We start from the raw sequence: 21,267 nt of genomic DNA, 5'->3' as shown, positions 1-21,267 counted from the left end.
AGCGCCGTCGGAGACCCTTGTAATGTCAGATCAAGATATACGCCTTCAATCCTTGAAAGTTTGGCTCGATGAGCAGCTTCCAGCGCTCTTCGCAGCGCAGCAATGGGGCGGCGTACCCCCGGCCACATTGACTGCGGCCAGTAGCGATGCCAGTTTTCGCCGTTATTTCCGCTGGGAAGGCGGTGGGCGAACTTTTATTGTCATGGATGCGCCTCCACCGCAGGAAAACTGCAAACCCTTTGTGGACATTGCTCATTTATTGGCCTGTTCGGGCATTAATGTTCCGAAAATTTATGCCGAAGACCTGACGCAAGGGTTCCTGCTGCTCAATGATCTGGGACGCAAGACCTATCTGGATGTGATCGACGCAGAGAATGCCGACGGGCTGTTTTCCGATGCGATCGATGCGTTGCTGGCTTATCAGCAATTGCCGATGGAGGCGCCATTACCCAGCTATGACGTAGCGTTGCTGCGCCGCGAGCTGGAGCTTTTTCCTGAGTGGTATGTGAAACGGCATCTGGGCGTCGAACTGGATCAGGCACAATTGGCCAGTTGGCAGCGTGTCAGTGATCTGTTGATCGAAAGCGCTCTGGCGCAGCCCAGGGTTCTGGTCCATCGCGACTATATGCCGCGCAACCTGATGATCAGCGAACCCAACCCAGGCGTGCTGGATTTCCAGGATGCGGTTTACGGGCCGGTCACTTATGACATTACCTGCCTGTTCAAGGATGCGTTCCTGAGCTGGCCTCAAGAACGTGTAACGGGCTGGTTGAGCGGCTATTGGGACAAGGCGCGTGCCCAGGGCATCCCGGTCCAGGAGGACTTTGCCGAGTTTTTGCGGGCCAGCGATTTGATGGGTGTTCAGCGCCACTTGAAGGTTATCGGGATTTTTGCCCGGATTTGTCATCGTGATGGCAAGCCTCGTTACCTGGGCGATGTGCCGCGTTTCTTCTCTTACATCGAAGCTGTTCTGGCGCGACGCCCGGAGCTGGCGGAATTGAAGCAATTGCTGGCCAGCCTGCCGACGTCGGCATGAGAGGTGATTTTTTGAAAAGGAATCGATTGTGTTGAAGGGGCTTGCATGAAAGCGATGATTCTCGCTGCCGGAAAGGGCGAACGGATGCGTCCGTTGACCTTGCACACACCAAAACCGTTGGTGCGTGCTGGCGGTGTTCCATTGATCGAATACCATTTGAATGCACTCAAGCAGGCCGGCTTTCACGACCTGGTCATCAACCATGCCTGGCTGGGGCAGCAGATCGAAGACCATCTGGGAGACGGCCAGCGCTGGGGGCTGAATATTCGCTACTCACCCGAAGGCGAGCCACTGGAAACCGGGGGCGGCATTTTTCGTGCGTTGCCATTGCTGGGGGAGGAGCCCTTTGTCGTGGTCAATGGCGACATCTGGACCGATTACAGCTTTGCCGGGCTGCGCAAGCCTCTGACCGGTCTTGCTCATCTGGTCATGATTGATAATCCCGCACACAACCCGACAGGCGATTTTTCGCTGGTCGAAGGCCGCCTGTTCGATGCGGGTACTGATGCTCCACGTCTGACTTACAGCGGGATTGCGGTCCTGCACCCACGCCTGTTCGCCGCTTGTGAGGCCGGTGCATTCAAGCTGGCCCCGTTGCTGCGCGATGTCATGGCGCAGGGGCTGGTCACGGGAGAGCACTTCCAGGGGACCTGGGTCGATGTCGGGACTCATGAGCGCCTGGATGAAGTCGAACGATTGCTGGCGGAGTCTCGCTAGATGTTATGGCCTGGCACACTGATCGGCGCCGGAGCCGGTTATGCCATCGCCAGCATCCCGGGCGCGATGCTCGGCGCGTTGCTGGGACAGGCGCTTGATCGTCGTTTGCAGTTGCACAGTTGGGCGCATGTGCGTGAGCGTCTGGGTGGGCGGTCTGCCATACGGGACGAGGACCTGCTGTTCGTGTTGCTGGGCCGTCTGGCCAAGAGCGGAGGGCGGGTAACGGCCAGTCACATCCATCAGGCTCGTGCGGAAATGCGCCGCTTGAACATGGATGAAGCGGCGCAGCGTCTGGCCATTACCGCTTTCAATCGTGGCAAGGATGGCGCGGACGGGCTGCGCAGTTATCTGCGTCGCCTGCGTGCACAGCCGGGTATGGCCGAAGGCCTGTTGCGGGCCTGTTGGCGCATGGCCTGGGCTGATGGCAGGATGACTCGGATCGAGCGTGAGCTGATCGGAGCGTGGGGCATGTGGCTGGGGTGGTCTGAGCAGAGGATCGATGCGCTGGCTGCCGAGCATGATCCGATGAAGAAGGCCCCCGTCAGCAGCAAGGATGAATACAACGGTGCGTTGTCATTGCTGGGTGTGCAGGCCGATACGGACCCTGCGAGCATCAAGCGGGCCTATCGCCGTCTGCTCAGTCGGCATCATCCGGACAAGATCGCGGGGGCCGGAGCCAATGCACTGCAAGTGCGTGTGGCCACCGAGAAGACCAGTGAGCTGCACAGTGCTTACAGGCTGATCAAGGCGCGTCGCGGGTTTCGTTGAGGCATCGTGCCTGCCGGAGCTCCGGCAGGCCTGTGCAGCATGTGGTTTAGTTGGCTTCGACCCAGCCGCGGATGCGTCGAAAGATCTGCTCCTGTTCGGCGTCTTCATTGCCAGCAATGTTGGTCAGCCCGACTTGCGTAAAGCCTGCGCCCTTGGTGCGCTTGCTGGCCTGCAAGCGGTCGTTGGCTGCCTGGGCGGCCAGGTTCCTGTAGACGAAGTCTGCGGTTTTCATTTTCAGCGTCGGTATCAGTTCCAGCAGTGAAGGCTTGGTATTGAGGGGCTCGCGTGCCGCCACCATCGCGAACTTCTGCACCGCCGGCGATGGCCGTTCATTCAGGAAACGCGCCGCCCAATAGGCGCCGCTGCTATGACCGACCAGCACGATGCTGCGGGCCTTGTTCTGTTGGGCAAAGCTGATCGCGCTTTCGATGCGGGCAAAGATCTTTTCGGCTTCTGCCTTGGCACGCTCCTCGGCGGCGGCCGCCTTTGCCGCGTCGTCACCGGCCTGGGCTTGCGCGTCGGCCTCTTTGGCAGTGTCGTCCTTGGCCGCTTCCTTGGGTTTTTCATCCGTGGCGGGAGCATCCGGCTCCCGAGGCATCAGGGCTTCGTCCTGTACATCCGGCAGCGTGATGCTCAGCGTGGCCCAGCCGGTATCGGGAAACTTGCGGCGTAGCGGCCCGATGATGTCCGGCCAGTCTGCCGACTCGCCGGCTCCGGGAAGAAGAATGACCGCGCCTTGTGGTTCTGCGCTGTTGGCCGGTTTCCAGAGGGCCAGGAAGCTTTCGTCGCCAGCCTGCAACTGCTGCAGATCCTGCGGGGGCAATTGGCGCTCAAGGGCAATGGCATCTTCCTGGGCGCGGGTCAGAAGCGGGGCGCGCTCTACCGGTGCTTCCGTGGGTGCGGCATCCTTGGCGGGAGCAGGATCGGCCGCCATCGCAGGCAAGGTACAAGGTACTATCAGCGACAGGAACAATGCAGGAAGCGTTGCACGAAAGGTATGGGACATCGAATATTCCAGGCCAGAAACTATCCCGGCAGCCTAATGTGTTGATCGGTATTTGTCAGGCCCAGGCTTGGGCGGTTCATGATCGCCCAATGAAAACACATGAGAACGACACCTTGATGATTCGTCTTCTGCGCTCCGTTTTTATCGGCTGCCTGACGGTGCTCTTGATGGCGCTGGCGGTGAATACGCATGCGGATGAGCAGGAGCAGGTTGTGCCCGCTGTGCTGAGTCAGGCGCAACGCGCCTGGCTGGACCAGCACGGTCCCTTGCGTGTCGGTCTGGTGATGCATGCGCCTTATGCCCAGTTCGATCAGCGTCTGCAGCAATTGTCGGGTGCCAATGTCGACCTGATGAATGCACTGGCCACGGCGCTGCAAGTCGAGTTGCTATGGCGAAACTTTCCCGATCAGGCTTCGCTGGAAAAGGCTGTAGCGGCGGGGCAGGTGGACCTGGCTCCAGGGCTGATGCAAACCCCGGCCGGGCTGCGGATCTGGCTGTTTTCCGACCCTTATCTGCGGGTGTCGCAATTGCTGATCGGAGAGCGCGATGGCAGCTCTGCGGTGGATCTGGAAAAGGTCGATGAGCGTTCTCGTGTCGCGGTGCGGATGCCCGGTCCGACGGCCGATTACCTGCGCAGCAATTACCCTCATCTGAACCTGCAAGGTGTGCCGCTCGAGCGTCAGGCGCTGCAATTACTGTTGAGCCAGCAGGCGCGATACGCCGTCGTGGATGAGGCTCAGCTCAGTCGTCTGTTCCGTGAACCGGAGTTCGCCGGGCTGGCGGTGGTGGGTGATATCGGCCTGCCGCAATTGTTACGTGTGGCAACGCGGCGGGATGCGCCGCAACTGGCCGCCATCGTCACCGAGGCCCTGCATGCCATTCCCGCGAAGGCGCTGGATCAACTGCATGCCCGCTGGATGCCGCTCAAGCCTTCGCGCTTCAGTGAGTCGCCTGGCTTGTGGCAGAACCTCTGCCTGTTGCTGCTGGTGATGCTGTTGGCCTGCTTCGCCATTGTCATCTGGCAGCGCCGTCAGCAGCAGGCCCTGGAGCAGGAGTTGCTCGCGGCCCGGGAAGACATCGCGCGACGGGTCGCGGGTGAAGAGGCACTGCGCCTGGCGCAGTTCTCCATCGATCAGAGCACGGTCGGTATTCTCTGGGTCAATTGGGACAGTCGGGTGCGTTATGCCAATCAGGCCGCCGAGTCCATGCTGGGCTACGCGCCGGGCGGTGTCGTCGACCGACCCTTGATCGATTTCGAGCCTGGCCTGCACATGGATCGCTGGCTGAATCTGTGGAAGAACGCCCGTTCAAGCGAAGACAGTCCGCAAGTGTTCGAGACCAATTGCATCCGTGCCGACGGCAGTGTGTTGCCGGCGGACGTGTCTTTGAGCTTCCTGCGTTTCCAGGAAGCTGAATACCTGGTGGTATTCCTCAGTGATGTCAGCGAGCGACGGCGTGCTCACGATCAGTTGCGTGAGCTGTCGGCGCATCTGGAAAGCGTGCGGGAAGAGGAGAAGGCCCGCATTGCCCGGGAAGTGCATGACGAGCTGGGGCAGATGCTGACGGTTCTGAAGCTGGAGACGTCCATGTGCGAGCTGGCCTATGCCGGTCTCGATCCGGGGCTGGGCGAGCGCCTGAACAGCATGAAGCGTCTGATTGCCCAACTCTTTCAGTTGATCCGCGACGTGGCGACCGCCTTGCGTCCGCCGATTCTCGACGCCGGTATTGCCTCGGCCATCGAATGGCAGGCCCGACGTTTCGAGGCGCGCACGCAGATTCCGTGTCTGGTGCAGGTGCCGGACAATCTGCCGACGCTCAGCGACGCGAGGGCAACCGGCATGTTTCGCATTCTTCAGGAGGCGCTGACCAACGTGATGCGTCATGCCCGGGCGCATACGGTGGAAGTCAGCCTGACGCTGGAAAGGGGCGTGATGTGCATGACCATTGCCGATGACGGCCAGGGGTTTGTCATGCAGCCCGACAAGCCGGTTTCGTTTGGTCTGGTGGGGATGCGCGAGCGAGTCCTGATGCTGGGCGGTCGATTGGAACTGGACAGCGAGGTCGGTGAAGGCACAACCTTGCGCGCATATATTCCGTTGGACCCTGTGGGGCAGGAGCGAGAAACGTGATTCGTGTACTGGTCGCCGAAGACCACACCATCGTGCGTGAGGGCATCAAACAACTGATTGGCCTGGCAAAGGATCTGCTGGTGGTGGGCGAGGCCAGCAATGGCGAGCAGTTGCTTGAAACACTTCGTCATGTGCCTTGCGAAGTGGTGCTGCTGGATATCTCCATGCCGGGCGTCAACGGGCTGGAGGCGATTCCCCGGATTCGGGCCTTGAACAATCCGCCGGTGATCCTTGTGCTGTCGATGCATGACGAGGCACAAATGGCCGCCCGCGCCTTGAAGGTGGGGGCTGCAGGGTATGCAACCAAGGACAGTGATCCGGCCTTGCTGCTGACCGCCATTCGTCGGGTGGCGGCCGGTGGACGTTATATCGACCCGGAACTGGCGGACCGCATGGTCTTCGAGGTCGGCCTCACGGATAACCGTCCCTTGCACTCACTTCTGTCGGAGCGCGAATTTTCGGTTTTCGAGCGTCTGGCCCAGGGCGCGAACGTCAATGACATCGCCCAGCAACTGGCCTTGAGCAGCAAGACCATCAGCACCCACAAGGCGCGGCTGATGCAGAAGATGAACCTCAACTCGCTGGCGGACCTTGTGAAGTATGCGATGGAGCACAAGCTGCTCTGATCTAAAAACGACCCCGTAGGAGCGAATTCATTCGCGAAAAACGACGTACCTGAGGTGGCAGGCAGGACGCTTTCCCGAATGAATTCGGTCCCACAGGTCGATTACCCGGAAAATGAACGACATTCCCACTTATCCAATCGCGCCATTCGTGTAGGGCAATCCCTACAGCGTCGCTTCCAGCCTGCCTAGGCAATTCTCTCCTGACCCCCGATTTGCGCGGTGTGTGGCCTGTTCTAGGCTTGAACTCACGCAGATAAAACAAAGGTGTGGGTAATGAGCGACGTCGATTCAAGCGCTGGGGCGAATGATGTTCTGGTCAGCTTTCGTGGTGTTCAGAAGAGCTACGACGGCGAAGCACTGATCGTCAAAGACCTGAACCTGGACATTCGCAAAGGCGAATTCCTCACCCTGCTCGGGCCGTCGGGCTCCGGCAAGACCACCAGTCTGATGATGCTGGCCGGTTTCGAGACGCCGACCGCCGGTGAAATCCTGCTGGGTGGGCGAGCCATCAACAACGTGCCGCCGCATAAACGCGACATCGGCATGGTGTTCCAGAACTACGCCTTGTTCCCACACATGACGGTCGCCGAGAACCTGGCGTTTCCGCTGTCGGTGCGCGGCATGAGCAAGACCGACATCGGCGAGAAGGTCAAACGCGCGCTGGGCATGGTGCAACTGGACGCCTTTGCGCACCGTTATCCGGCACAGCTGTCCGGTGGTCAGCAACAGCGTGTGGCCCTGGCCCGCGCCTTGGTGTTCGAGCCGCAACTGGTATTGATGGATGAACCGCTCGGTGCGCTCGACAAGCAGTTGCGCGAGCACATGCAGATGGAAATCAAGCATCTTCACCAGCGTCTGGGCGTGACCGTGGTCTACGTGACCCACGACCAGGGCGAGGCGTTGACCATGTCTGACCGGGTGGCGGTTTTCCATCAGGGCGAGATTCAACAGATCGCCGATCCGCGCACCCTCTACGAAGAACCCAAGAATACGTTTGTCGCCAATTTCATCGGCGAGAACAACCGCCTCAGCGGGCGTCTGGTCAGCCGCAACGGCGAGCGCTGTGTCGTCGAGCTGGGACGCGGTGAAAAAGTCGAGGCGCTGGCAATCAACGTCGGGCAGGCCGGTGAACCGGTCACCCTGTCGATTCGTCCCGAACGTATCAGCCTCAATGGTCGCAGCGAAAGCTGTGCCAACCGCTTTTCGGGCCGTGTGGCCGAGTTCATTTACCTGGGCGACCACGTGCGTGTGCGCCTTGAAGTGGCCGACAAGACTGACTTCTTCGTCAAGCAACCCATTGCGGAGCTGGACCCCGCGTTGAGCGTTGGCGACGTAGTCCCCCTGGGTTGGCAAGTCGAGCACGTGCGCGCGCTCGATCCCTTGCAGCAAGTGCATTGATCTATCGATAAAAGCAACAACAGAGGCGAACGATCGCCCATCCCAATCGCTTACCAACACTGCTCGTGGAGAAAAGAATAAATGCTGAAATCATTGAAGTTCACCGCCATCACGTTGGGCATGATGTGTGCGACGCAAGCCATGGCCACCGATCTGACGGTCATCTCTTTCGGCGGTGCCAACAAGGCGGCCCAGGAAAAGGCTTTCTACGCCCCTTGGGAGAAGGCCGGTCACGGCAAGATCATCGCGGGCGAGTACAACGGTGAAATGGCCAAGGTCAAAACCATGGTCGACACCAAGAGCGTTTCCTGGGATCTGGTAGAAGTCGAATCGCCTGAACTGTCCCGTGGTTGCGACGAAGACATGTTCGAGGAACTGGACCCGGCTCTGTTCGGCAAGGCCGAGAACTTCGTGCCGGGCGCGCTGACGACCTGCGGTGCAGGCTTCTTCGTATGGTCCACTGTCCTGGCTTACAACGCCGACAAGGTCAGCACGGCTCCGACCAGTTGGGTTGATTTCTGGGACACCAAGAAATTCCCGGGCAAGCGCGGTCTGCGTAAAGGCGCCAAATACACTCTGGAATTCGCCTTGATGGCCGACGGCGTTGCGCCGAAAGACGTCTACAAGGTACTGGCCAGCAAGGACGGTCAGGACCGCGCCTTCAAGAAGCTCGATGAACTCAAGCCAAACATTCAATGGTGGGAAGCGGGCGCTCAGCCGCCTCAATACCTCGCTTCCGGCGACGTGGTCATGAGCTCGGCCTACAACGGTCGTATCGCGGCCGTGCAGAAGGAAAGCAACCTGAAAGTGGTCTGGACCGGTGGCGTTTATGACTTCGACGCATGGGCCATTCCAAAGGGCTCGAAAAACGCCGAAGCCGCGAAGAAATTCATCGCTTACATCCTGAGCCCCGAGCAGCAGAAGACCTATTCGCAGAACATCGCCTACGGCCCGGCCAATACTCAGGCGGTCGCCTTGCTGGACAAGGAAACCCTGCAAAACATGCCGACCACACCTGAAAACATCAAGGATCAGGTGCAGATGGACGTGACCTTCTGGACTGACAACGGCGAGTCGCTGGAACAGCGTTTCACCGCTTGGGCCGCCAAGTAATCGCGTCAACCTGAGTTAGACCCAGGAGCGTTCCCGACCTCAGGGAACGCTCCCCTCGTTCAAAGATTTCGGAGTTCGCTATGGCCACCGCCGTGCCCCTGACTGAAGGCGCCAGCCCCAACTTGAAGCAACGCCTGGCCCGTGCCGAACGGGTCAACCGCTGGAAAGCCCAGGCCCTGATCGCTCCGTTGGTCATCTTTCTGCTGCTGGTCTTTCTGGTGCCTATCGCTGCGCTGCTCTACAAGAGCGTCGGCAACCCGGAAGTCGTTGCCGCACTGCCGGGCACCGTTGTCGAAGTCGACAAGTGGGACGGTAAAGGGCTTCCGCCCGAGTCGGTCTACAAGGCCCTGAGTCTGGACCTGGCTGAAACCCGCAAGAATTCGACCCTTGGCGAACTGTCCAAGCGTCTGAACATGGAACTGGCCGGCTATCGCAGCCTGCTGAGCAAGACGGCCCGTGCGCTGCCTTTCAAGACCGAGCCTGAATCCTACAAGGATGCACTGGAAGCGCTGGACGAGCGTTGGGGCGACCCTGCCTACTGGCAGGCGATTCGTCGCAATACCAGCAGTTTCACACCTTATTACCTGCTGGCTGCTGTCGATCATCGTATCGATGACGTCGGTGAAGTCGCCGCTGCAACGCCCGATCAAGCCATTTATCTGGATATCTTCACCCGCACCTTCTGGATGGGGCTGGTCATCACCACCATCTGTCTGGTACTGGCCTATCCCTTGGCTTACCTGCTGGCCAGCCTGCCGGCACGGCAGAGCAACCTGCTGATGATTCTGGTGCTGTTGCCGTTCTGGACATCGATTCTGGTGCGCGTGGCGGCCTGGATCGTGTTGCTGCAATCGAGCGGCCTGATCAATGGCGCGCTGATGGCCATGGGCATCATCGATAAACCGCTGGAGCTGGTCTTCAACCGGGTCGGTGTCTACATCTCGATGGTGCATATCATGCTGCCGTTCATGATCCTGCCGATCTACAGCGTGATGAAAAACATCTCCCCGACGTACATGCGTGCGGCCATTTCGCTGGGTTGCCATCCGTTCACCAGCTTCTGGCGAGTGTATTTCCCACAGACCTATGCCGGGATCGGTGCAGGCTGTCTGCTGGTCTTCATCCTGTCGATCGGCTACTACATCACCCCGGCCTTGCTGGGCAGCCCGAACGATCAGATGGTCAGCTACTTCGTGGCGTTCTACACCAACACCAGCATCAACTGGGGCATGGCGACGGCCCTGGGCGGGTTGCTGCTGCTGGCGACTATTGTGCTGTACCTGATCTATAGCTGGTTGGTCGGCGCCAGCCGCCTGCGTTTGAGCTGAGGGGAATCATCATGCTGAACTCTTATTCGTCGCCCATCGAGCGCATCTGGTATTACGCGCTGCGCATCATCTGTGCGCTGGTGCTGTTGTTTCTGGTCTTGCCGGTACTGGTCATCGTGCCGTTGTCGTTCAACTCGGGCAGCTTTCTGGTCTATCCGCTGCAAGGCTTTTCGTTGCAGTGGTATCAGGACTTTTTCGGTTCTGCCGAATGGATGCGTGCGCTGAAGAACAGCATGATCGTCGCCCCGGCTTCCACCGTGCTGGCGATGGTCTTTGGCACGCTGGCTTCGATTGGCCTGACCCGTGGCAACTTCCCCGGTAAACCCCTGGTCATGGCGCTGGTGATTTCCCCCATGGTCGTACCGATGGTGATTGTCGGTGTCGCCAGCTACCTGTTCTTCGCCCCACTGGGGCTGGGCAACAGCTACACCTCGTTGATCCTGGTGCATGCGGTCTTGGGCGTGCCGTTCGTGATCATCACCGTGTCGGCTACCCTGCAGGGCTTCAACTACAACCTGGTTCGTGCTGCCGCCAACCTCGGCGCGTCGCCGTTGACGACCTTTCGTCGGGTGACCCTGCCGCTGATTGCGCCGGGTGTGATTTCCGGGGCCTTGTTCGCCTTTGCGACGTCGTTCGATGAAGTCGTGGTGACCCTGTTCCTCGCGGGCCCCGAACAAGCGACCCTGCCGCGCCAGATGTTCAGCGGTATCCGCGAAAACCTCAGCCCGACCATCGCCGCCGCCGCGACCCTGCTCATCGCCTTCTCGGTGGCCTTGCTGCTGGTGCTGGAATGGCTGCGCGGGCGTAGTGAGAAGCTGAGGACCCAGGGAGAATAATTGCTCCTGTAGGCGCGGATTTATCCGCGAAGAGGGCACTTCACGCCTGTTTCGCGAATGAATTCGCTCCTGCGTTCGCAGGAATTCATTCGCGAAAAAACATCCTCCAAGGCATATCCCGATCTCTTGGAGTACAATGCGCGCCACCGTGATTCTGCTCAAACAGGTGCGCCATGCAGCCCTTCGTTATTGCCCCATCGATTCTATCCGCTGACTTTGCCCGTCTGGGCGAGGATGTCGACAATGTGCTGGCCGCTGGCGCCGACTTCGTCCACTTCGATGTCATGGACAACCACTACGTTCCGAACCTGACCATTGGCCCGATGGTGTGCAGCGCGCTGCGTAAATATGGCGTTACGGCGCCTATCGATGTGCACCTGATGGTCAGCCCGGTGGATCGCATCATCGGCGACTTCGTCGAGGCCGGTGCGACCTACATCACCTTCCACCCGGAAGCGACCCAGCATATCGATCGTTCGCTGCAACTGATCCGTGAAGCCGGCTGCAAGTCGGGCCTGGTGTTCAACCCGGCTACGCCGCTGAACCTGCTGGAATACGTGATGGACAAGGTCGACATGATCCTGCTCATGAGCGTCAACCCCGGTTTTGGCGGGCAGAAGTTCATCCCTGGCACCCTCAACAAGCTGCGCGAGGCGCGTGCCTTGATCGATGCGTCGGGCCGCGATATCCGCCTGGAGATCGATGGCGGCGTCAATGTCGCCAACATTCGTGAAATCGCTGCCGCAGGTGCCGACACATTCGTGGCCGGTTCGGCTATCTTCAATGCCCCCGACTACAAGGAAGTGATCGAAAAAATGCGTAACGAACTGGCGTCGGCACGCCCATGAGTGGCTTCGAGCAGCTGTTTGCGGGCAAGTTGCCCAGACTGATCATGTTCGATCTGGACGGGACCCTCGTGGACTCGGTGCCTGATCTGGCCGTGGCCGTGGACAAGATGCTGCTCGAACTCGGACGTCCGGCGGCCGGTATTGAATCGGTCCGGCAGTGGATTGGCAACGGCGCACCGACCCTGGTGCGTCGGGCGCTGGCCAACGACCTCGACTGCAGCGGTGTCGATGAGACACTGGCCGGGCAGGCGCAGGACATCTTCATGCAGGCTTATGCCGAGAAACATGAATTCACCGTGGTCTATCCCGGCGTTCGTGAAACCTTGAAGTGGCTGCAGAAGATGGGCGTTGAGATGGCCCTCATCACCAACAAGCCGGAGCGCTTCGTGGCCCCCTTGCTGGATGAAATGAAGCTGGGGCGTTTCTTTCGCTGGATCATCGGTGGCGACACCATGCCTCAGCGCAAGCCGGATCCGGCGGCCCTGTTTTTCGTCATGAAAATGTCCGGTATTCCGGCCTCCCAGTCGCTGTTTGTCGGTGACTCTCGCTCCGATGTACAGGCGGCCAAGGCTGCTGGCGTGACCTGTGTTGCCCTGAGTTACGGGTATAACCATGGCAGACCGATTGCCGAAGAGTCTCCGGCCATGGTCATCGACGATCTGCGCCAGCTGATTCCCGGTTGCCTGGATCAGGACGCTGAGATACTGTTGCCCGACATTGAACGTCCCTCCTTTAGAGATTCCATCGTGGTGGTCACTCGCAAACTCTGGATGAAAGTCATCAAGGCCCTGGCCCGTTGGCGTTGGCGCGCCTGACTTGATCCCGGCCGCCTGTGCGGCACGTTTGCCTACCTGACCGTTTTACCCTCAAACCACGAGGCTGCTCATGAACCGTGAAGAATTCCTGCGTTTGGCTGCTGCTGGCTATAACCGCATCCCGTTGGCCCGCGAAACCCTGGCTGACTTCGATACACCGCTGTCGATCTACCTGAAACTGGCCGATCAGCCGAACTCTTACCTGCTGGAGTCTGTGCAGGGCGGGGAGAAGTGGGGGCGTTACTCGATCATCGGCTTGCCGTGCAGCACCGTAATGCGCGTTCACGGGCATCACGTCAGCGTGACTCACGAGGGTGCAGAAGTCGAAAGCCTGGAGGTTGAAGACCCGCTGGACTTCGTCGAAACGTTCAAGGCCCGCTACAACGTACCGACCATTGCCGGCTTGCCGCGTTTCAATGGCGGGCTGGTGGGGTATTTCGGCTATGACTGCGTACGCTATGTCGAAAAGCGTCTGGCCAATTGCCCGAATCCGGATCCGCTGGGCGTGCCGGATATCCTGTTGATGGTGTCCGATGCGGTGGTGGTGTTCGATAACCTGGCAGGCAAGATGCACGCTATCGTGCTGGTCGATCCGGCTCAACAGGATGCCTATGAGCACGGCCTGTCCCGTCTTGATGACCTGATGGAAAAACTGCGTCAGCCGATCGCGCCACGCCGTGGTCTGGAACTGGGCCGTGCACAGGCGGCAGAGCCGGTGTTCCGCTCCAGCTTCACCCAGGGTGACTACGAAAAGGCCGTCGACACCATCAAGCAATACATCCTGGCCGGGGATGTGATGCAGGTCGTGCCGTCACAGCGCATGTCCATCGACTTCAAGGCCGCGCCCATCGACCTGTACCGGGCGCTGCGCTGCTTCAACCCGACGCCTTACATGTACTTCTTCAACTTCGGCGACTTCCATGTGGTCGGCAGCTCGCCGGAAGTATTGGTTCGGGTCGAAGACAATCTGGTCACCGTTCGCCCGATTGCCGGTACACGCCCACGGGGCGCGACTGAAGAAGCGGACCGTGCCCTCGAGGAAGACCTGCTGTCCGACGACAAGGAAATCGCCGAGCACCTGATGCTCATCGATCTGGGGCGTAACGACACGGGGCGTGTCTCGGAAATCGGTTCGGTCAAGCTGACGGAGAAAATGGTCATCGAGCGTTACTCCAACGTCATGCACATTGTTTCCAACGTGACCGGCCAACTGAAAAGCGGGCTGACGGCCATGGACGCGCTGCGTGCGATCCTCCCGGCGGGTACCTTGTCCGGCGCGCCGAAAATCCGTGCCATGGAAATCATCGACGAACTGGAGCCGGTCAAGCGTGGCGTCTACGGTGGAGCCGTGGGTTATCTGGCGTGGAACGGCAACATGGACACCGCGATTGCCATTCGTACTGCGGTGATCAAGAACGGTGAGCTGCATGTGCAGGCCGGGGGCGGCATCGTGGCCGACTCGGTACCGGCGCTGGAGTGGGAAGAAACCCTCAACAAGCGTCGGGCCATGTTCCGTGCCGTGGCCCTGGCCGAGCAAACCCACGAGTCCTGATGCGTGAGCCATGCAACGCGGTGTCTGCCCTTGGGGCAGGCACCGCGTTTTTGTTTGCCTGGGCAAAGGCTTTCACCGATCGTTTGATTACCGTTCAAGGGAACTCTTCGAGCTGATTTCGGCACGAAAGAGGTGCCAATTGCTGCCTTTTCCTACGGTAGTGTTTTTTGGAATCGTAATATCTTTCACGAAGCGTGCGGCACGAAAGGTGCTTGAATCCGGCGGTTCAAGCCATTTTCCATGAAAACTGTCCGATTCCGGCGGATGTTCCCTCTACTCGCTGGCGGAGGATTGCCGTATAACGGCAACAATCGCGTATCAGGCAACAAAGGACCCACAATAAAAGCTGATGAAAACTCCTAAACGCATTGAACCCCTGATCGAAGACGGTCTGGTCGACGAAGTGCTGCGCCCTCTCATGAGTGGTAAAGAGGCAGCTGTTTATGTGGTGCGCTGTGGCAAAGAGCTGCGGTGTGCCAAGGTTTACAAGGAGGCGAATAAACGCAGTTTCCGCCAGGCGGCCGAGTATCAGGAAGGTCGCAAGGTACGCAATAGCCGGCAGGCAAGGGCCATGGCCAAGGGCTCCAAATACGGTCGTAAAGAGGCCGAGGATGCCTGGCAGAATGCTGAGGTCGCGGCGCTGTTCCGTCTGGCCAATGCCGGTGTGAGGGTTCCCAAGCCTTTCGATTTTCTGGAAGGGGTCCTGCTCATGGAGCTGGTTGCCGACGAGTACGGCGATGCGGCTCCCCGCTTGAACGATGTGGTCCTGGAGCCGGATCAGGCGCGCGAGTATCACGCATTCCTTATCCAGCAGATCGTGCTGATGCTGTGTACCGGTCTGGTGCACGGTGACCTGTCGGAGTTCAACGTGCTGCTGGCCCCGAACGGTCCGGTCATCATCGATCTGCCCCAGGCGGTGGACGCGGCGGGCAACAACCACGCCTTCACCATGCTGGAGCGTGATGTGAACAACATGGCGTCCTACTTCGGGCGTTTCGCGCCGGAGCTGAAGGCCACCCGATATGCGAAGGAAATGTGGGCGTATTACGAGGCCGGAACGCTGTCGCCGTCTACGGTGCTGACAGGCGAGTTCAAGGATTCGGAAGTGTCCGCCGATGTGAGGGGCGTGTTGCGCGAGATTGAGGCAGCACGCCTGGATGAAGAGCGTCGTCAGGCTGCCCGTGCTGCCGAGGATGCCCCCAAGGGTAAATCCACCGAAGAACCGCCTCCGCCCTGGATGCAGTAACCAGATTGCGGGCACGCGCAGGTAGGAGCGAATCGGGCGGCGATCCGCTCATTCGCGAATGAACTCGCTTCCACACAGAGCCGTAAAGCGCTTCAGTTACAGCAGCCCCCCGACGCCAGGTCCTTGAGGATCGGGCAGTCGGGGCGGTCGTCGCCATGGCAATGCTCCACCAGCTCCTGCAAGGTGTCGCGAAGGCTCGCCAGTTCATCGATCTTCTGATTCAGGTCGAGGATATGCTGATGAGCCAGCGCCTTCACATCGGCGCTGGCACGCTGTCGATCCTGCCAGAGGGTCAGCAGTTTGCCGACCTCTTCCAGCGAAAAACCGAGATCCCGCGAACGTTTGACGAAGGCCAGCGTATGCAGGTCTTCAGACCCGTACACACGGTAACCGCTGCCGCTGCGACTGGCGGCCTTCAGCAGGCCGATGGATTCGTAGTAACGGATCATCTTGGCGCTCAAGCCGCTTTTTTCGGCTGCCTGGCCGATGTTCATCATGCCTCTCCTCTGTCGTCCGGTTTCCAGGTCTTGAGCAGCAGCGCATTGCTCACCACGCTGACGCTGGACAGGGCCATCGCTGCTCCGGCCAGAACCGGGTTGAGGTAACCCAGGGCCGCCAGCGGGATGCCGATCAGGTTGTAGACAAATGCCCAGAACAGGTTCTGGCGAATCTTGGCGTAGGTCTTGCGACTGATCTCCAGCGCCGCCGGCACCAGTTGCGGTTCGCCGCGCATCAGGGTAATGCCGGCAGCATGCATCGCCACGTCGGTGCCGCCTCCCATGGCGATGCCGATATCGGCCGCAGCCAGTGCCGGGGCGTCGTTGATGCCATCACCGACCATTGCCACGACATGGTTCTTTTTCAGGTGCTCCACAATCGCGGCCTTTTCGTCCGGCAGGACTTCGGCATGCACATTGTTGATGCCCAGGGCCTGGGCCACTGCCTTGGCACTGCCGGGATTGTCGCCCGTCAGCAAATGGCAACTGATGCCGCGGGCAGTCAGTTGTTGCATGGCCTGCTCTGCGCCGGGCTTGAGGGTGTCCCCGAAGGCAAACATTCCCAGGACGACCGGTTGGGGGCCTTGCTCGATCAGCCATGACAGGGTGCGGCCTTCGGCCTCCCAGGTTCTGGCGGACTCGGCCAGTTCACCCATCTGCAAGTTGTTTTCTTCCAGCAGACGCCTGTTGCCCAGTGCCAGTTGATGCCCTTCGACAGCCCCGGCGATGCCGCGTCCGGTGAGTGACTGGCTGTGCTCGGTGCTGTCGAGTTTCAGTTGCCACTCGCGACAGACTTCCAGTACGGCCTTGGCCAACGGGTGCTCGCTGCCGCGTTGCAGGGCGCCTGCCCGTTCCAGCAACTGCTCTTCGTTGCCTTCCACGGCGATCATGTTGGTGATGCGAGGTGTGCCGCAGGTCAGCGTGCCTGTCTTGTCGAACACCACGGCATCCACTTCATGGGCACGTTCCAGCGCTTCGGCATCCTTGATCAGGATTCCGTAGCGCGCAGCGACACCGGTCCCGGCCATGATGGCTGTGGGCGTTGCCAGGCCCAGGGCGCATGGGCAAGCGATGACCAGCACCGTGACCGCGTTGATCAAGGCGACTTCCAGCGATGCGCCGGCCAGTAACCAGCCCGCCAGTGTGAAAAAGGCAATGACCAGTACGGTCGGCACGAACACTTGGCTGACCTTGTCCACCAGACGCTGTATCGGAGCCTTGCCCGCCTGGGCTTCTTCGACCAGACGGATGATGCGCGCCAGCACCGTTTGGGTGCCCAGCGCGGTGGTCCTGATCAGCAACAGGCCTTCGCCGTTGATGGCGCCGCCGGTGACGCTGTCGCCGGGCTGTTTGGGGACCGGAAGGCTTTCACCGCTGATCAGGGCTTCGTCGGCATGGCTGCGGCCTTCCATGACTTGACCGTCCACAGGGAAGCGCTCACCGGGTTTGACCCGTACCAGATCGTCGATCTGCAATTCGCTGATGGCGACATCGTGTTCCTGGCCGTCGATCACTTTCAGGGCGCGCTCGGGGCGCAGTGCCTCCAGGGCACGTATGGCACTGGCGGTCTTGCGCTTGGCACGGCTTTCCAGGTATTTGCCCAGCAACACCAGGGCGATGACCACGGCCGACGCCTCGAAATACAGATGCGGCAGGTGACCGGGTGCGGCATTGATCCATTGATAAAGGCTCAGGCCGTATCCGGCACTGGTGCCGATGGCAACCAGCAAGTCCATGTTGCCTGCACCTGCCCGTACGGCTTTCCAGGCCGCCACGTAAAAGCGTGCGCCGAGGATGAACTGCACAGGGGTGGCCAGAACGAATTGCACCCAGGCGGGCAGCATCCAGTGCAATCCGAAAGGGCTTGCCAGCATGGGCAGCACCAGCGGCAAGGCCAGGACGATCGCCAGTGCCAAGGCCCAGCGGTCGCGATTGAGGTGACGGATCTTTCTGGCGGCGTCAGCCTGCTCGCCCTGAAACAGGGTGGCGTCATAGCCCGCATCGCTGACGGCCGCGATCAGCGTCTGTGGGTCGGTTCCGGTTTGTGTCTGTACATGGGCGCGTTCGTTGGCCAGGTTGACCGTGACATGGGTGACCCCGGGCACTCTGGCCAGGGCACGCTCGACCCGACCTGCACAACTGGCACAGGTCATGCCGGTGATCGGCAGGTCGAAGGTGGTGTGTTCGTGCATCGTTTCACTCCCTGAAGGCTTGATGCCTGCAAGGTTCAACCTTGCCACATGGGCAAGGTCAAGTGTGAATCAATAGTTCAGATCGGCTTTCTTCAGGTACATGCCGTTCAGGTCGGTCGCGATGCGGTACTTGAGGATGTCCCCGGCGCGCAGTCTGATCTTGGTACTGCTCTGCGCTTCCATGCCGGGTGCACAGCCGACTACCGTACCCGGGAGCCTGCGCAGGCGTACGGAAACTTCGCCTTCCGGCAGGTTGAAGGATACCGAGTCCTCCTGGAACAACCGGCCGGCCAGCTGATCCTGGATGTAGATGCCGATTTCACAGGAGGTCGCGACTTCCAGACGCTCTCGGGAAATGATCAGGATGCCGTAATCCTGAGCAGCCTGAACGCTGGGGGTAGTCGCCAAAAGACCGAGAATGCCGAATAGGCTCAATACTGACCAGCGCATGGCTGATACTCCTGCAGTAGACGTCGATGACGAAGCTTGGCCCAGGGCTGCGACGAATACCAGCCCGGCAGATAAAACAGAAACTTGACCTTGCCATGAGGACAAGGTTGAAGATGGCCCTCATCCATCACTGAAGGAGCATCAGCATGCAGTTATTCAAGGTTCAGGGCATGACATGCGGGCACTGTGTCCGTGCGGTGACTCGGGTCATCAAGCAGGATGATCCCGCTGCCGAGGTTCAGGTCGATCTGGCCAGTGCTCAGGTGAGTGTGCAGAGTTCGCTGCCATTGGAGCGAATCATCGAACTGATGGGCGAAGAGGGGTATCAGGCGCAGCCGGTGTAATCCGGGAGGCGTGTTTTTCATACGCTGAAAAATTCTGAATTAATTTTGCTGTCCTGCGTTATCGGCAAGGCAAGCCGGTTAGACTAGCCCGCTGCCTTGCACTCGTTGTGGACACTCGATGAACCTTAAAACCATCCTTATTCTTGGTGCGCTGAGCGCCTTTGGCCCCCTGGCCATCGATTTCTACCTCCCCGGCTTCCCTGCCATGGCCCTGTACTTCGGGACCGATGAAAAACATGTGCAGTTGACCCTGGCAGCCTATTTCCTGGGCTTGTCCATCGGGCAACTGGCCTACGGCCCTGTGGCGGACCGTTTTGGTCGACGTACGCCCTTGCTGGCGGGGGTGACGCTGTTCACGCTGGCTTCGCTGGCCTGCATGTTCGCGCCGAACCTGGAGTGGCTGATTGGCGCACGCTTCATTCAGGCGTTGGGCGGCTGCGCGGGGATGGTGCTGGCGCGGGCTATCGTCATCGATAAATGCAATGCGGTGGAATCGGCCAAGGTCTTCTCGCAACTGATGCTGGTCATGGGGCTTGCGCCGATTCTTGCGCCGATGCTCGGTGGCGTGCTGGTCAGCACCTATGGCTGGCAAGCGATTTTCCTGTGCCTGACGATTTTCAGCGGGTTGTGCCTGGCCGCTGTGGCGCTGGGCCTGCCGGAAAGCATCCCGGCCGGAGTGCCTCGCCAGCCGCTCAGCGGCGCGCTGAAACAATATGGCAACCTGCTCAGGGACCGCGTATTCCTGGGGCATGCCTTGACGGGCGGTGTTTCCATGGCCGGGATGTTTTCCTATATCGCGGCCTCGCCTTTTGTGTTCATCAAGCTGTATGGCGTGCCTGCCGAACATTACGGCTGGTTGTTCGGCATGAATGCCGCAGCATTCATTCTGGTCGCTCAGGTCAATGCGCGCCTTCTGCGTAGAAAAGGCCCGGCCTTGCTGCTGCAACGGGCGGTCTGGGTTTATCTGCTGGCGGCACTGACGCTGTTTGCGGTGGCCGGTCTGCGCACCGAGGCGCTGTGGCCGTTGCTGGTACCGCTGTTCGTCTGCATGGCCAGCCTGGGGTGCATCATCCCTAACGCTTCAGCCTGTGCCATGAATGGTCAGGGTGCCCGGGCCGGCAGTGCATCGGCATTGCTGGGTTGTCTGCAATTCAGCGTCGCAGCGGGGGCGGCGAGCCTGGTGGGCGTGCTGCATGACGGCACTGCCACGCCGATGGCCACCGTGATCAGCCTGTGCGGTGTACTGGCCGTCACGGCATCGGTGTATACGCGCCGCTTGCAGGCACGGCGCGACACACTGGCTCGCTGAGTACGCGATCAGAACCCTTCGAGCACGATCTTGCCCTTGGCCTTGCCGCTTTCCAGCAACTCATGGGCGCGGCGCAGGTTGGTGGCGTTGATGGTGCCGAAGTGTTCGCCGAACGTGGTTTTCAGCGTCCCGGCATCGATCAGCTCTGCGACCCGGTTGAGCAGGTTGTGCTGTTCGATCATGTCCGGTGTCTCGAACATCGAGCGGGTGTACATGAACTCCCAGTGCAGCGACAGGCTCTTGCGTTTGAGCTTTGAAACATCCAGCGTCTTGGGATCATCGATCAGGGCCAGCTTGCCCTGCGGCTGAAGGGCTTCGACGAGCTGGTCCAGGTGCTGATCGGTCTGGGTCAGGCTGGCGACATGGGTCACTGGAGCCTGGCCGATGCGTTTGAGTTCTTCACTCAACGGTTTGCTGTGATCGATCACCTCATGAGCGCCGAGGTCGAGCACCCAGTCGGTGGTTTCCGGGCGAGAGGCGGTGCCGATGACCTTCAGTGAGGTCAATTGACGAGCCAGTTGGGTCAGGATCGACCCTACACCGCCAGCCGCACCGACGATCAGCAGGCTTTGCCCGTTGTCCGTCTTTCCTTCTTCGATCTGCAGGCGCTCGAACAGCAGTTCCCAGGCGGTGATTGCCGTCAGTGGCAAGGCGGCCGCGTGGGCAAAGCTCAGCGACTTGGGCATGTGCCCGACGATCCGCTCATCCACCGCATGGTATTCGCTGTTGGCACCCGGGCGAATCAACGAGCCCGCGTAGAACACCTTGTCACCGGGCTGGAACAGGGTCACGTCGCTGCCCACGGCTTTCACCACGCCCGCAACGTCCCATCCCAGCACCTTGGCGGCACCGCCTTCGGGCTGGACGTTTTTCCGAACCTTGGTGTCCACCGGGTTCACGGAAATCGCTTTGACTTCCACCAGCAGGTCGCGGGGGCCGGCAACGGGTTCCGGCAGTTCGACATCCTGCAAGGCGTTGAGGTCGCTGACGGGAAGGGGCTGATAATAGGCGATGGCTTTCATGCGGGGCTCCATGGTGGAAAAAGTGATGTGTGGAT

Annotated in this window: 20 protein-coding genes; 15 read left to right on the top strand and 5 right to left on the bottom strand. The window is 60.1% G+C overall.

Going from position 1 to position 21,267, the window contains the following annotated elements:
* Positions 1–22: 22 nt before the first annotated feature.
* Genes ACIPY9_RS22790 through ACIPY9_RS22780 form a run of 3 tightly spaced genes read left to right on the top strand, consistent with a single transcriptional unit; the run spans position 23 to position 2,521 of the window.
* Positions 23–1,036 (top strand): aminoglycoside phosphotransferase family protein, encoded by a 1,014-nt coding sequence (locus ACIPY9_RS22790; RefSeq protein WP_400706910.1) that lies wholly within the window; start codon positions 23–25, stop codon positions 1,034–1,036.
* Between the two features lie 45 nt (positions 1,037–1,081).
* On the top strand, positions 1,082–1,753 hold the full coding sequence (gene murU / locus ACIPY9_RS22785; protein WP_400706907.1) for an N-acetylmuramate alpha-1-phosphate uridylyltransferase MurU: 672 nt from the start codon (positions 1,082–1,084) through the stop codon (positions 1,751–1,753).
* A complete protein-coding gene (locus ACIPY9_RS22780; RefSeq protein WP_400706904.1) occupies positions 1,754–2,521 on the top strand; it encodes a TerB family tellurite resistance protein in 768 nt (255 codons plus the stop codon).
* A 46-nt stretch (positions 2,522–2,567) separates the two neighbouring features.
* On the opposite strand, the gene ACIPY9_RS22775 is transcribed toward ACIPY9_RS22780, so the two are convergent.
* On the bottom strand, positions 2,568–3,527 hold the full coding sequence (locus ACIPY9_RS22775; RefSeq protein WP_400706901.1) for an alpha/beta hydrolase family protein: 960 nt from the start codon (positions 3,525–3,527) through the stop codon (positions 2,568–2,570).
* Positions 3,528–3,643: 116 nt separating this feature from the next.
* On the opposite strand from ACIPY9_RS22775, the gene ACIPY9_RS22770 reads away from it, so the two are divergent.
* The 10 genes from ACIPY9_RS22770 to ACIPY9_RS22725 all read left to right on the top strand — a co-directional run bounded on the left by ACIPY9_RS22770 (position 3,644) and on the right by ACIPY9_RS22725 (position 15,418).
* Positions 3,644–5,656, top strand: a complete 2,013-nt coding sequence (locus ACIPY9_RS22770) for a transporter substrate-binding domain-containing protein (protein ID WP_400706961.1) — start codon at positions 3,644–3,646, stop codon at positions 5,654–5,656.
* Positions 5,653–6,282, top strand: a complete 630-nt coding sequence (locus ACIPY9_RS22765) for a response regulator (RefSeq protein WP_400706898.1) — start codon at positions 5,653–5,655, stop codon at positions 6,280–6,282. The genes ACIPY9_RS22770 and ACIPY9_RS22765 overlap by 4 nt, the downstream gene beginning before the upstream one ends.
* 273 nt (positions 6,283–6,555) lie before the next feature.
* Complete coding sequence (locus tag ACIPY9_RS22760) at positions 6,556–7,680, top strand: ABC transporter ATP-binding protein (RefSeq protein WP_400706895.1); 1,125 nt, start codon at positions 6,556–6,558, stop codon at positions 7,678–7,680.
* An 81-nt stretch (positions 7,681–7,761) separates the two neighbouring features.
* Complete coding sequence (locus ACIPY9_RS22755) at positions 7,762–8,793, top strand: polyamine ABC transporter substrate-binding protein (protein ID WP_400706892.1); 1,032 nt, start codon at positions 7,762–7,764, stop codon at positions 8,791–8,793.
* Positions 8,794–8,873: 80 nt separating this feature from the next.
* The gene (locus tag ACIPY9_RS22750) at positions 8,874–10,121 is read left to right on the top strand and encodes an ABC transporter permease (RefSeq protein ID WP_400706889.1); all 1,248 of its coding nucleotides are present in this window, start codon (positions 8,874–8,876) and stop codon (positions 10,119–10,121) included.
* 11 nt (positions 10,122–10,132) lie between these two features.
* Positions 10,133–10,957: an ABC transporter permease gene (locus ACIPY9_RS22745; protein WP_400706887.1), complete on the top strand. Its 825-nt coding sequence runs from the start codon at positions 10,133–10,135 to the stop codon at positions 10,955–10,957.
* Between the two features lie 173 nt (positions 10,958–11,130).
* Positions 11,131–11,805 carry a ribulose-phosphate 3-epimerase gene (gene rpe, locus ACIPY9_RS22740; RefSeq protein ID WP_400706884.1) on the top strand — a complete coding sequence of 225 codons (675 nt, stop codon included), beginning with the start codon at positions 11,131–11,133 and terminating at the stop codon, positions 11,803–11,805.
* Positions 11,802–12,620 carry a phosphoglycolate phosphatase gene (locus ACIPY9_RS22735; protein WP_400706881.1) on the top strand — a complete coding sequence of 273 codons (819 nt, stop codon included), beginning with the start codon at positions 11,802–11,804 and terminating at the stop codon, positions 12,618–12,620. The genes rpe and ACIPY9_RS22735 overlap by 4 nt, the downstream gene beginning before the upstream one ends.
* Positions 12,621–12,690: 70 nt before the next feature.
* On the top strand, positions 12,691–14,172 hold the full coding sequence (gene trpE, locus ACIPY9_RS22730) for an anthranilate synthase component I (RefSeq protein WP_400706878.1): 1,482 nt from the start codon (positions 12,691–12,693) through the stop codon (positions 14,170–14,172).
* A 349-nt stretch (positions 14,173–14,521) separates the two neighbouring features.
* Positions 14,522–15,418, top strand: coding sequence for a PA4780 family RIO1-like protein kinase (locus ACIPY9_RS22725; protein ID WP_400706875.1), 897 nt, complete (start codon positions 14,522–14,524; stop codon positions 15,416–15,418).
* A 92-nt stretch (positions 15,419–15,510) separates the two neighbouring features.
* On the opposite strand, the gene cueR is transcribed toward ACIPY9_RS22725, so the two are convergent.
* The 3 genes from cueR to ACIPY9_RS22710 all read right to left on the bottom strand — a co-directional run bounded on the left by cueR (position 15,511) and on the right by ACIPY9_RS22710 (position 18,557).
* On the bottom strand, positions 15,511–15,912 hold the full coding sequence (cueR, locus tag ACIPY9_RS22720) for a Cu(I)-responsive transcriptional regulator (RefSeq protein ID WP_400706872.1): 402 nt from the start codon (positions 15,910–15,912) through the stop codon (positions 15,511–15,513).
* Positions 15,912–18,107 (bottom strand): heavy metal translocating P-type ATPase, encoded by a 2,196-nt coding sequence (locus ACIPY9_RS22715; RefSeq protein WP_400706869.1) that lies wholly within the window; start codon positions 18,105–18,107, stop codon positions 15,912–15,914. The genes cueR and ACIPY9_RS22715 overlap by 1 nt, the downstream gene beginning before the upstream one ends.
* A gap of 69 nt (positions 18,108–18,176) precedes the next feature.
* Positions 18,177–18,557, bottom strand: a complete 381-nt coding sequence (locus ACIPY9_RS22710; protein WP_400706866.1) for a hypothetical protein — start codon at positions 18,555–18,557, stop codon at positions 18,177–18,179.
* Between the two features lie 146 nt (positions 18,558–18,703).
* On the opposite strand from ACIPY9_RS22710, the gene ACIPY9_RS22705 reads away from it, so the two are divergent.
* Together ACIPY9_RS22705 and ACIPY9_RS22700 are read left to right on the top strand one after the other, a co-directional pair.
* The gene (locus tag ACIPY9_RS22705; RefSeq protein WP_400706863.1) at positions 18,704–18,901 is read left to right on the top strand and encodes a heavy-metal-associated domain-containing protein; all 198 of its coding nucleotides are present in this window, start codon (positions 18,704–18,706) and stop codon (positions 18,899–18,901) included.
* 118 nt (positions 18,902–19,019) lie between these two features.
* Positions 19,020–20,210 carry a multidrug effflux MFS transporter gene (locus tag ACIPY9_RS22700; protein ID WP_400706860.1) on the top strand — a complete coding sequence of 397 codons (1,191 nt, stop codon included), beginning with the start codon at positions 19,020–19,022 and terminating at the stop codon, positions 20,208–20,210.
* A gap of 8 nt (positions 20,211–20,218) precedes the next feature.
* Here ACIPY9_RS22700 and ACIPY9_RS22695 read toward each other — a convergent pair whose 3' ends face one another.
* Positions 20,219–21,232 carry a zinc-binding alcohol dehydrogenase family protein gene (locus ACIPY9_RS22695; RefSeq protein WP_400706857.1) on the bottom strand — a complete coding sequence of 338 codons (1,014 nt, stop codon included), beginning with the start codon at positions 21,230–21,232 and terminating at the stop codon, positions 20,219–20,221.
* Positions 21,233–21,267 lie beyond the last annotated feature (35 nt).

Source organism: Pseudomonas sp. NPDC089734, assembly GCF_044748865.1.
Taxonomy (GTDB): domain Bacteria; phylum Pseudomonadota; class Gammaproteobacteria; order Pseudomonadales; family Pseudomonadaceae; genus Aquipseudomonas.
Note: the sequence above shows the minus strand (reverse complement) of the source record. Positions and strands in the feature narration are given on the sequence as shown.

What these genes read in the sequence shown, in the direction of transcription:
- ACIPY9_RS22750 (WP_400706889.1), top strand. Translation starts at nt 8,874, where the DNA reads ATGGCCACCGCCGTGCCCCTGACTGAAGGCGCCAGCCCCAACTTGAAG.
- ACIPY9_RS22735 (WP_400706881.1), top strand. Translation starts at nt 11,802, where the DNA reads ATGAGTGGCTTCGAGCAGCTGTTTGCGGGCAAGTTGCCCAGACTGATC.
- ACIPY9_RS22775 (WP_400706901.1), bottom strand. Translation starts at nt 3,527, where the DNA reads ATGTCCCATACCTTTCGTGCAACGCTTCCTGCATTGTTCCTGTCGCTG.
- rpe (WP_400706884.1), top strand. Translation starts at nt 11,131, where the DNA reads ATGCAGCCCTTCGTTATTGCCCCATCGATTCTATCCGCTGACTTTGCC.
- ACIPY9_RS22745 (WP_400706887.1), top strand. Translation starts at nt 10,133, where the DNA reads ATGCTGAACTCTTATTCGTCGCCCATCGAGCGCATCTGGTATTACGCG.
- ACIPY9_RS22780 (WP_400706904.1), top strand. Translation starts at nt 1,754, where the DNA reads ATGTTATGGCCTGGCACACTGATCGGCGCCGGAGCCGGTTATGCCATC.
- trpE (WP_400706878.1), top strand. Translation starts at nt 12,691, where the DNA reads ATGAACCGTGAAGAATTCCTGCGTTTGGCTGCTGCTGGCTATAACCGC.
- ACIPY9_RS22755 (WP_400706892.1), top strand. Translation starts at nt 7,762, where the DNA reads ATGCTGAAATCATTGAAGTTCACCGCCATCACGTTGGGCATGATGTGT.
- ACIPY9_RS22770 (WP_400706961.1), top strand. Translation starts at nt 3,644, where the DNA reads ATGATTCGTCTTCTGCGCTCCGTTTTTATCGGCTGCCTGACGGTGCTC.
- ACIPY9_RS22790 (WP_400706910.1), top strand. Translation starts at nt 23, where the DNA reads ATGTCAGATCAAGATATACGCCTTCAATCCTTGAAAGTTTGGCTCGAT.
- ACIPY9_RS22760 (WP_400706895.1), top strand. Translation starts at nt 6,556, where the DNA reads ATGAGCGACGTCGATTCAAGCGCTGGGGCGAATGATGTTCTGGTCAGC.
- cueR (WP_400706872.1), bottom strand. Translation starts at nt 15,912, where the DNA reads ATGAACATCGGCCAGGCAGCCGAAAAAAGCGGCTTGAGCGCCAAGATG.
- ACIPY9_RS22725 (WP_400706875.1), top strand. Translation starts at nt 14,522, where the DNA reads ATGAAAACTCCTAAACGCATTGAACCCCTGATCGAAGACGGTCTGGTC.
- ACIPY9_RS22705 (WP_400706863.1), top strand. Translation starts at nt 18,704, where the DNA reads ATGCAGTTATTCAAGGTTCAGGGCATGACATGCGGGCACTGTGTCCGT.
- ACIPY9_RS22700 (WP_400706860.1), top strand. Translation starts at nt 19,020, where the DNA reads ATGAACCTTAAAACCATCCTTATTCTTGGTGCGCTGAGCGCCTTTGGC.
- ACIPY9_RS22695 (WP_400706857.1), bottom strand. Translation starts at nt 21,232, where the DNA reads ATGAAAGCCATCGCCTATTATCAGCCCCTTCCCGTCAGCGACCTCAAC.
- murU (WP_400706907.1), top strand. Translation starts at nt 1,082, where the DNA reads ATGAAAGCGATGATTCTCGCTGCCGGAAAGGGCGAACGGATGCGTCCG.
- ACIPY9_RS22710 (WP_400706866.1), bottom strand. Translation starts at nt 18,557, where the DNA reads ATGCGCTGGTCAGTATTGAGCCTATTCGGCATTCTCGGTCTTTTGGCG.
- ACIPY9_RS22715 (WP_400706869.1), bottom strand. Translation starts at nt 18,107, where the DNA reads ATGCACGAACACACCACCTTCGACCTGCCGATCACCGGCATGACCTGT.